The sequence below is a fragment of the Halomonas sp. KM-1 genome (genome assembly GCF_000246875.1).
In the GTDB taxonomy this organism is placed as follows: Bacteria; Pseudomonadota; Gammaproteobacteria; order Pseudomonadales; family Halomonadaceae; genus Halomonas; species Halomonas aerodenitrificans.
In genome coordinates this window covers 1-8,901 of sequence record NZ_BAEU01000012.1, presented here as the reverse complement: position 1 = coordinate 8,901, position 8,901 = coordinate 1, and the positions used below count along the sequence as shown (strand labels likewise).

Annotated in this window: 9 protein-coding genes and 2 pseudogenes; 7 read left to right on the top strand and 4 right to left on the bottom strand. The window is 67.3% G+C overall.

Annotated elements, in window-relative coordinates; genetic code table 11:
• A pseudogene (locus B8115_RS00650) lies at positions 1 to 272 on the top strand (ATP-binding protein); the annotation flags it as partial.
• Between the two features lie 18 nt (positions 273 to 290).
• On the opposite strand, the gene B8115_RS00645 reads toward B8115_RS00650, so the two are convergent.
• Together B8115_RS00645 and B8115_RS00640 are read right to left on the bottom strand one after the other, a co-directional pair.
• Entirely contained in the window at positions 291 to 770 is a 480-nt protein-coding gene (locus B8115_RS00645) for a hypothetical protein (RefSeq protein WP_010625795.1), read from the bottom strand.
• Complete coding sequence (locus tag B8115_RS00640) at positions 764 to 1,747, bottom strand: alpha/beta hydrolase (RefSeq protein ID WP_010625794.1); 984 nt, start codon at positions 1,745 to 1,747, stop codon at positions 764 to 766. Before B8115_RS00640 ends, B8115_RS00645 begins: the two co-directional genes overlap by 7 nt.
• A 351-nt stretch (positions 1,748 to 2,098) precedes the next feature.
• On the opposite strand from B8115_RS00640, the gene B8115_RS00635 reads away from it, so the two are divergent.
• Positions 2,099 to 4,285 carry a malate synthase G gene (locus tag B8115_RS00635; protein ID WP_010625793.1) on the top strand — a complete coding sequence of 729 codons (2,187 nt, stop codon included), beginning with the start codon at positions 2,099 to 2,101 and terminating at the stop codon, positions 4,283 to 4,285.
• Between the two features lie 132 nt (positions 4,286 to 4,417).
• The gene (locus B8115_RS00630; RefSeq protein ID WP_010625792.1) at positions 4,418 to 4,831 is read left to right on the top strand and encodes a PaaI family thioesterase; all 414 of its coding nucleotides are present in this window, start codon (positions 4,418 to 4,420) and stop codon (positions 4,829 to 4,831) included.
• Here the strand turns inward: B8115_RS00630 and B8115_RS00625 are convergent.
• Positions 4,807 to 5,211 (bottom strand): DUF423 domain-containing protein, encoded by a 405-nt coding sequence (locus B8115_RS00625; RefSeq protein WP_010625791.1) that lies wholly within the window; start codon positions 5,209 to 5,211, stop codon positions 4,807 to 4,809. The two genes, B8115_RS00630 and B8115_RS00625, sit on opposite strands and share 25 nt — an antisense overlap.
• 103 nt (positions 5,212 to 5,314) lie before the next feature.
• Here B8115_RS00625 and thiS point away from each other — a divergent pair, with 103 nt between their 5' ends.
• Genes thiS through trmB form a run of 3 tightly spaced genes read left to right on the top strand, consistent with a single transcriptional unit; the run spans position 5,315 to position 7,131 of the window.
• A complete protein-coding gene (thiS, locus tag B8115_RS00620; protein ID WP_010625790.1) occupies positions 5,315 to 5,515 on the top strand; it encodes a sulfur carrier protein ThiS in 201 nt (66 codons plus the stop codon).
• Positions 5,516 to 5,571: 56 nt separating this feature from the next.
• Positions 5,572 to 6,366: a thiazole synthase gene (locus B8115_RS00615; protein WP_010625789.1), complete on the top strand. Its 795-nt coding sequence runs from the start codon at positions 5,572 to 5,574 to the stop codon at positions 6,364 to 6,366.
• Positions 6,367 to 6,390: 24 nt separating this feature from the next.
• Positions 6,391 to 7,131, top strand: coding sequence for a tRNA (guanosine(46)-N7)-methyltransferase TrmB (gene trmB / locus B8115_RS23845; RefSeq protein ID WP_010625788.1), 741 nt, complete (start codon positions 6,391 to 6,393; stop codon positions 7,129 to 7,131).
• Between the two features lie 10 nt (positions 7,132 to 7,141).
• Here trmB and B8115_RS00605 read toward each other — a convergent pair.
• Positions 7,142 to 7,996, bottom strand: a pseudogene (locus B8115_RS00605) (DMT family transporter); the annotation flags it as partial.
• Positions 7,997 to 8,083: 87 nt separating this feature from the next.
• On the opposite strand from B8115_RS00605, the gene B8115_RS00600 reads away from it, so the two are divergent.
• Positions 8,084 to 8,901: LysR substrate-binding domain-containing protein (locus B8115_RS00600; RefSeq protein WP_010625786.1), on the top strand; the 818-nt coding region annotated here is incomplete at its 3' end.

Genomic DNA, 8,901 nt, shown 5'->3' with positions numbered 1-8,901 from the left:
TGGCCGCTCGCCAGCGCCAGTACGCCCGCGGCGCCCTCAACGCCCACCTGGGCGGGCGCGAGCTGGAGGCGGCCTGCGCGCTCTCCACGGCCGACCGCGCCTGGCTGGCCGGGGTGCTCGAACGCCTGCGGCTCTCGGCACGGGCCTACCACCGGGTGCTGCGGATGGCGCTTACCCTGGCCGATCTCACCGAAAAGCCGCACCCGGAGCGCGGCGAGCTGATGGAGGCGATCGGCTATCGGCAGCTAGATCGCCAGTTGAGGCAGAGTTAGAAAGGCTACGGCCTGGGGCTACAGCGCCGTGGCGTCGAAGGCGCCCTCGACCTCGGTCTGCCACAGGGCGCCGTCGTTGTCGGGGCGATGCAGCGACAGCGTGAGTCGGTAGGGCAGCAGGTCGCGGTCGGTCAGGCGCAGGCGCGGCGCGGTGGCTTCCAGGCGGCTCTCCATGCGCCACTGGTGAGCGCCGCCCTCTCCGGCCATCGCCGGCCGCCAATCGATCACCTGGGGGCCATCGCTCACGCCCAGCAGGGCACGGGTGAGGCTTTCGAGGAAGCGGTCGCTGTCGATCTCGAGGCTATCGTCCACCTGGGGCGAGACCAGCAGCAGCACCTGGTCGGCGGGAGGCTGCAGGGCATCCACCTGAATCACCCGGTCGACGGCGCGGTCGCTCAGGTTCTGCAGGGCGCGGCGAATGGGATCGGGCTCGGGAGGCTGGGCGGCACAGCCCGCCAGCAGGATGAGAAGAGCGAGCAGCGCGATGTGTCTCAGCATCGAATGTTAGGCTCCTGAGCGGCCGGTGCCAGGCGCTGCTCCAGCTCTTCGACGAAGCCGTCGAGTGATCTGAACAGAGCGTCGCGGATGGGTTCGGCTTCGTTGACCAGATGATGGCGCGCTTCCGGATGACGCTCGATGCGGGCCTTGGGAAATTTTCGTTCCAATACCGCCAGATTCCACTCCCAATCGACGGTGACGTCCTGCTCCCCTTGAAGGATCAGGGTGGGGAGGTCACGCGGGGGCAGGGCGAGCAGCTGAGGCATCCAGCGGCGCATGGCGCTGACCCAATTGAGCGACAGGTGCTCCGGCTGCAGCGGATCGTGTTCGCGCAGGAAGGCGGCAAACTCGGCGTCGGTGGAGTTGGCGCCGAAGCGACGCGGCAGGGACTCGACGAAGGGGCCCACCAGGCTGTGCAGCCACCCCGCCTGGGGCCAGCCGAAAGGGCGCACCAGGGGCGCGAGCAGTGCAAGGCCAGCCCAGCGATCCTCGTCGGGGTGACTCAGGGCGTCGGTGGCGAGAATGGCGGCGCCGGTACTCTGGCCGACTCCCAGCCAGGGCCGGGGGGCCAACCCGCTACCTTCCAGCTGCTCCTGCAACGCGTTCAGGCACTCTCCGTAATGCGCGAAGTCGTCGATGCAGGCGCGCTTGCCGCTGGACAGGCCGTGGCCTGGCAGGTCCCACATCACCACCCGCCAGCGACGCTCCAGCAGCCGCTGCAACAGGTGGCGGTAGAGACCGAGATGATCGTAGTAGCCGTGCACCACGAAGGCCGTGCCGATGGGCTCCGCGGGGTTCCATACCTGGGTCCACAGCTGATAGCGCTGAGTGCCGGTATAGCCAACGTAGAGTCCGACATGTTCGGTGAGCAGCGGCGCCAGGCCGTAATGCGCCAGATAGCTCGCCAGCGAAGGCTCGCCTTCGGCACGAAAGGGCGCCACCGGTCCCAGCGCCTGCAGGGGCGTAAAGTCGGTCATGACGTGCTCCAGCGGATCAAGACACTTTCCCTTCGATTCCTTTCATCTGTCGCGACACCGAGCGTGCAGTGAGTATAACTTCCGGCCATGCTGTCGAGTGAGGGAAACCACTGCACTCGCTTCATCGACTTGTGCAGCGCTTCCCGAAAGATCGCTGCGGTAGCCGATATTTGTTGACCATTTGGTCAGAAAAACGACTCTTAACCCTATGTCTAGTAGGGTAGCCCTTCCTTCGGGTTTACATATGGAACAGTTTTCCACAAAATTGGCGCCTCGCAGTGGTATCACCCCCACGAATTGCGGCGAGCCGAGAGCAGGATATTCGGCCGCCACGCAGGAGGAGACTCTTCCATGTCCGAACGCGTTACTCGCCATCGTCTCCAGGTGGCCGCTGAGCTGGACCGTTTCATCAACGACCAGGCCCTGCCGGGTGCCGGCATCGATGCCGAGAGCTTCTGGGCCGGGGTCGACGCCATCTTTCATGATCTGACACCGAAAAATCGTGAATTGCTCGCCGAGCGCGAGCGGCTGCAGGCGCAGCTGGATACCTGGCATCGTGAGAATCCCGGTCCGGTACGCGACATGAGCGTCTATCGCGCCTTTCTCGAGGAGATCGGTTACCTGGTGGACGCCCCGGCACAGGTGACGGTGTCCACGGCCAACGTCGACCGTGAAGTGGCCATTCAGGCTGGCCCGCAGCTGGTGGTGCCAGTGAGCAATGCGCGCTATGCGCTCAACGCCGCCAATGCGCGTTGGGGCAGCCTCTACGATGCGCTCTACGGCACCGACGCCATCTCCGAAGAGGGCGGCGCCGAGAAGGGCTCGGGCTACAACCCCAAGCGCGGCGAGAAGGTCATTGCCTACGCCCGCGGCGTGCTCGACCTGGCCGCACCGCTGGCCACCGGTTCCCACCGCGATGCCGTCAAATACGTGCTGCGCGACGGCCACCTGGTCGTGAGTCTCGAAGGCGGCCGTGAGACCGGTCTCAAGGAGCCGGGCAAGCTGGTCGGCTACAGCGGCGAGGCGGCAAGCCCGGAGTCGATTCTGCTTTCCAACCATGGCCTGCACCTGGAAATCCAGTTCGATCCCAGCCACCCCATCGGCAAGACCGACCCGGCCGGCGTAAAGGATCTGCTGGTCGAGGCCGCGCTGACCGCCATCATGGACTGCGAAGACTCCGTGGCCGCGGTCGACGCCGAGGACAAGGTCGGCGTCTACGCCAACTGGCTGGGTCTGATGAAGGGCGATCTCGAAGAGGCCATCGAGAAGGGCGGCAAGACCTTCACCCGTCGTCTGCACGCCGATCGTAGCTACACTACCCCGGACGGCGGCAACCTGACCCTGCCCGGCCGTTCGCTGATGTTCGTGCGCAACGTCGGCCACCTGATGACCACCCCGGCGGTGCTCGACGCCGACGGCAACGAACTGCCCGAGGGCATTCTCGACGGCATCGTGACCAGCCTGCTGGCTATTCATGATCTCAAGAAGGGCGCGAACGATCCGCGCAACTCCCGCAGCGGCTCGGTCTACATCGTCAAGCCGAAGATGCACGGACCGAAGGAAGTCGCCTTCTCCAACGAGCTGTTCGGCCGCGTCGAGGACCTGCTGGGCCTGGCCCGTGACACGCTCAAGATGGGTATCATGGACGAGGAGCGTCGCACCTCGGTCAACCTCAAGGCGTGTATTGCCGAGGCCGCCTCGCGCGTGGTGTTCATCAACACCGGCTTCCTCGACCGTACCGGCGACGAAATGCACACCGCCATGGAAGCAGGCCCCATGATCCGCAAGGGCGACATGAAGAATGCCGCCTGGATTGGCGCCTACGAGCGCAACAACGTGCTGGTCGGTCTGGCCTGCGGCCTGCGCGGACGGGCCCAGATCGGCAAGGGCATGTGGGCCATGCCGGACCTGATGGCGGCCATGCTGGAGCAGAAGATCGGCCACCCCAAGGCCGGTGCCAACACCGCCTGGGTGCCGTCGCCCACCGCCGCCGCCCTGCATGCGCTGCACTATCATCAGATCGACGTCAGCGAGATCCAGCGCGAGCTGGAGGCCCAGGGCGAGCCTGCCCTGCTGGAGGAGCTGCTCGACAAGCTGCTCACCGTGCCGGTGGCCGAGAAGGCCGAGTGGTCCGACGCTGAGCTGCAGCAGGAGCTCGACAATAACTGCCAGGGCATTCTCGGTTACGTGGTGCGCTGGGTCGAGCACGGCGTGGGCTGCTCCAAGGTGCCGGACATCCACGACGTGGGCCTGATGGAGGACCGTGCCACGCTGCGTATCTCCAGCCAGCATATCGCCAACTGGCTGCACCACGGCGTGGTCGACGCCGAGCGCGTGCAGAAGACCCTGGAGCGCATGGCCAAGGTGGTCGACGAGCAGAACGCCGGCGACCCGACCTATACCGCGATGAGTGCCGATTTCGCGGCCTCCACCGCGTTCAAGGCGGCCAGTGACCTGGTCTTCAAGGGCCGCGTGCAGCCCTCCGGCTACACCGAGCCGCTGCTGCACCACTGGCGGGCGGTGCACAAGGCGGGCTGATCCTCAAGGTCTCGTCCTCAGACCGACGTCTGATCCACTGCGCCCCGGGTACCCGCCCGGGGCGCTTTGGGTTATGTTGGGCTCCACGATCACAACCGCTAGCCACGAGCACAACCAGCAGGGAGCCCGACGATGACCGTGATGACCGCCGCCGCCATCGAAGATTTTCTCGACGAGGTCTTTCCCCAGCGTGCCGGCACCATCGAGGCGGTCGATCACATGCGCGCCACCATGAGTCTGGCTATCGAGGACGAGCATCTGCGGCCCGGCTCCAGCGTCTCCGGACCGACAATGATGGGGCTGGCCGATGTCTGTCTCTACGTGGCCATCCTGGCCCAGATCGGCCCCGAGCCGATGGCCGTGACCACCGATCTCAACTGCCATTTCCTGCGCCGTGCCCGCGGCGACCGCGACCTCATCGCCAATGCCCGCGTGATCAAGCTGGGCCGCCGCCTGGCGGTGGGCGAGGTACAGCTCTTCTCCGCCGGCGACGAGCGTCCTGTGGCCCACGTCACCGCCACCTACGCCATTCCCGACTCCGACTGAGCGTCGCGCCCGGCGCGCAAGGCTCCCACGGCAAGTGTCAGCCAGCCGGCGATCATCAGCACGCCGCCGAACGGGGTGATCATGCCCAGGCCGCGCAGGCCGGTCAGCGCCATGGCATATAGCGAACCGGAGAACAGCAGCACCCCCACGGCCCACAGGCCCAGCACGATGCCGAACCCGTGCCGCGGATGCGTGGCGCGCCAGGCGAGCACGCCGAGCATCGCCAGGGTGTGCCACATCTGGTAGCGTACGCCGGTTTCGAAGGCGGCCAGCAGCCGCTCCGGCAGCTGACCCTGCAGGGCATGAGCGGCGAAGGCGCCGGCCATGACCGCCACTCCGCCCGACAGCGCCGCCAGGCACCACCATCCGCGATCGCGCATCTCGTCCTCCTTCGGGGATTGGGATTGGCGCCTACCGTACCCCGGGAGGCGTTAAGGGGCTACAATATGGGCCCGCGACACTCGTCAACTGAAGAGGGACGCCATGCAGATCCAGCTCAACGGTGAGCCCCGCGACCTTGCCCCCGACCTCACGGTGGCGCAGTTGGTCGACGACCTTGGCCTGAGCGGTCGGCGCATCGCCGTCGAACGCAATGAGGAGATCGTGCCCAAGAGCGAGCACGATGCCACGCGCCTGGCCGACGGCGACCGCATCGAGATCGTTCACGCCATCGGTGGCGGCTGATTGCCACCTGCCGACGGTTACCGCTTCAAGACCCGCTACAGACACAGGCCCACGCGATGACAGACTTCTTTCAGGATCAGCCGCTGCGGATTGCCGGCCACGCCTTCACCTCACGCCTGCTGGTCGGTACCGGCAAGTACAAGGACTTCGACGAGACCGCCGAGGCCATCGCCGCCTCGGGGGCCGAGGTCGTCACCTTCGCCGTGCGCCGCACCAATCTCGGCCAGGAAGACGGCCCCAACCTGCTCGACGTGGTGCCGCCGGAGCGTTTCACCCTGCTGCCCAACACCGCCGGCTGCTACACGGCCAAGGATGCCGTGCGCACCTGCAAGCTGGCCCGCGAGCTGCTCGACGGCCACAAGCTGGTCAAGCTCGAGGTGCTCGGCGACGACTCGACCCTCTACCCCAACGTGGTCGAGACCCTCAAGGCGGCGGAAGAGCTGATCAAGGACGGCTTCGACGTGATGGTCTACACCAGCGACGATCCCATCGTGGCTCAGGAGCTCGAGCGCCTGGGCTGCTGCGCGATCATGCCGCTGGGCTCGCTGATCGGCTCCGGCCACGGCATCCAGAACCCGCACAACATCCGTCTGATCATCGAGCACGCCAACGTGCCGGTGCTGGTGGATGCCGGCATCGGCACCGCCTCCGACGCCGCCATGGCCATGGAGCTGGGCTGCGACGGTGTGCTGATGAACTCCGCCATCGCCCACGCCCGCCAGCCGGTGCTGATGGCCAGCGCCATGAAGAAGGCCGTCGAGGCCGGGCGCGAGGCGTTCCTCGCCGGACGCATGCCGCGCCGTCAGAGCGCCGACCCCTCTTCTCCCTTTGCCGGCCGCATCAACGGCTGAATTCACCGGAGCCGCAACGAATCCATGAGTGACCCGCAACGCGACCCCTCGACCACCGGCCCGGAAGGGCCGGACGCCCCGCTGCATCGTCGCGGCATCAAGAGCTACGTGCTGCGCGCCGGCCGCATGACCCAGGCCCAGACCCGCGGCCTGGAAGAGGTCTGGCCGCGGCTGGGCCTGACCCTGGCCGAGGGGCGGCAGGATCTCGACGCCCTGTTCGGACGCCGGGCGCCGCGGGTGGTGGAGATCGGCTTCGGCATGGGCGCCTCGCTGATCGAGCAGGCCGAGACCCATCCCGATACCGACTTCATCGGCATCGAGGTGCATGCCCCGGGCGTGGGCAAGCTGCTCGACGAGGCCGACAAGCGCGGCCTGACCAATATCCGCGTCTACCGTGAGGACGCCCTGGCGGTGCTCGAACAGTGCCTGCCGGAGGCCAGCATCGCCACCCTGCAGCTGTTCTTCCCCGACCCCTGGCCGAAGAAGAAGCACCACAAGCGGCGTATCGTTCAGCCCGCCTTCGTCGAGCTGATTCGTAGCCGTCTCGAGCTGGGCGGCAAGCTGCACATGGCCACCGACTGGCAGGCCTATGCCGAATGGATGGCCGAGGTGATGGAAGTCGCGCCGGGCTACGTCAATACGGCGACGCCCGCGACGGCGCCCTATGTGCCGCGTCCTGAGTTTCGTCCGCTGACCAAGTTCGAGGCCCGTGGCGAGCGCCTGGGGCACGGCGTGTGGGATCTGATCTTCGAGCGCTGCGAATAGCCAGACCGGCGCCCGCCCCGGCGAGCGCCATTCCCGCAAGGCCGGTGGGGCCGAGGCGTTCGCCGAACATCGCCGTGGCCCACAGCAGCGTCACTCCCGGCGTGAGATGCACCAGTGCCGAGGTCAGGGTGACCCCGAGCCGACGCAGGCTGACGACGAAGAAGCCGTAGCCCCCGAGGCTCGACAGCACCACCAGCCAGCTCATGCTCACCAGCACGGCAGGTTCGAAGCCAGGGGCGGTCAGCTTGCCGCCCCCCATCGCCCAGGCGGCCACCAGGAAGATACCGCCGGCCGCGAGCAGCTGCGCCAGCAGCGCCGCCGGCAGCGGCAGTACCGAGGACTGGCGCACCGCCAGCAGGCTGCCGAGCGTCACTGCCGCGACCGACAACAGTGGCAGCAGATAGGCCCAGCCCGGCGCATCCAGCGAGCGCTGCATGTCGTCACCCACGCACAGCGCCACGCCCAGGGTGGCCAGCACCATCCCCAACCAGCCGAAGGCGCCCAGGCGCTCGCCCAGCCAGCGTCCGGCCAGTGCTGCCGCCAGCAGTGGCTGCAGAGCCGCGATCAGCGCCGTGATGCCGACGCTGACACCGAGATCGATGGCCACGATCACTCCCAGCAGGTAGCCGCCCATGGTCAGGCTGCCCACGAGCATCTCCCGTCCCATGTCGCGCATTGCCGGAAGCGCGCCAAGCGTCAGGCGACACCACAGCGCCACCAGCAGCGCGGCGAGCAGAAAGCGCCAGGCGAACAGGTCGAGCACCGGCGTGTCGAGCTCGCTGGCCAGCCGCCCACCGACGAAACCCGAACTCCAGCACACCACGAAGCCGGCGGCGATCAGTAGCGCGAGGACCTGTGCTGGCATCGTCGTACTCCTTCTCGATGACGGTGCTTGAGCTTGAAGGTCATCCCGGTTTCAATGAAGCGATATATTTTGTAGGCAGAGTTCAATATGGCTGAAGTCTCATCGGCAACGCTGGATCTCGAACTGCTGCGCAGTTTCCAGGCTGCGGCCCAGCTTGGTTCGCTGGCGGCGGCGGCCGAGCAGAGGCACCGTACCGTCAGCGCCATCAGCATGCAGATCAAGCGCCTGGAGGCGTTGCTCGACGTCCGCCTGCTGGAGCGGGGCCCTCGCGGCGTGGTGCCCACTACCGCCGGTGAGGCGCTGTTGCAGGAGGCGCGGGAGCTGCTGCGCATGCACGATGGGATGCTTGCTCGCTATGCCGGGCGCGGGCTACGGGGCAAGGTGCGCTTCGGGCTGCCCGAGGATTACGCCCGCGAGTTGCTCGGCGACGTGCTGCCCGAGTTCACCGCTTACCACCCGGAGGTGCTGCTGCAAGCGGTGACGGCCACCAGCGGCGAGCTGGTGCGGCAGTTGGAGCGCTCGCGGCTGGACCTGGCAGTGGTGCTGGACCGGCCCATCGCACTGCCCGGTGGCGAGCCGCTATGGCGCACCACGCCGGTATGGGCCGCACCGCGCCACGCTAACCTGATCGAGCGGGAGAGTTTGCCGCTGGCCCTGCACGAGGTCGACTGCCCCTACCGGGCGCTGGCCACCGAAGCCCTGGAGCGGCTCGGCAGGCCCTGGCATGCGCTGTTCACCAGTACCAGCATCCACGCCATCGAGCGCGCAGTGGAGACGGGCCTGGCGATCAGCGTGCTCGACCGCGAACGCCTGACTCCCGCCATGCGCGAGCTAGGCGAGGCCGAAGGCTTGCCCGCGCTCGGCCGCTGCGAGGCGCGGCTGCATTTCGCCCGCGCCATCGAACC

Bases quoted from the DNA above. Each gene is read 5' to 3' on its own strand.
- B8115_RS00645 (WP_010625795.1), bottom strand. From the start codon at position 770: ATGCTGAGACACATCGCGCTGCTCGCTCTTCTCATCCTGCTGGCGGGC.
- B8115_RS00640 (WP_010625794.1), bottom strand. From the start codon at position 1,747: ATGACCGACTTTACGCCCCTGCAGGCGCTGGGACCGGTGGCGCCCTTT.
- B8115_RS00635 (WP_010625793.1), top strand. From the start codon at position 2,099: ATGTCCGAACGCGTTACTCGCCATCGTCTCCAGGTGGCCGCTGAGCTG.
- B8115_RS00630 (WP_010625792.1), top strand. From the start codon at position 4,418: ATGACCGTGATGACCGCCGCCGCCATCGAAGATTTTCTCGACGAGGTC.
- B8115_RS00625 (WP_010625791.1), bottom strand. From the start codon at position 5,211: ATGCGCGATCGCGGATGGTGGTGCCTGGCGGCGCTGTCGGGCGGAGTG.
- thiS (WP_010625790.1), top strand. From the start codon at position 5,315: ATGCAGATCCAGCTCAACGGTGAGCCCCGCGACCTTGCCCCCGACCTC.
- B8115_RS00615 (WP_010625789.1), top strand. From the start codon at position 5,572: ATGACAGACTTCTTTCAGGATCAGCCGCTGCGGATTGCCGGCCACGCC.
- trmB (WP_010625788.1), top strand. From the start codon at position 6,391: ATGAGTGACCCGCAACGCGACCCCTCGACCACCGGCCCGGAAGGGCCG.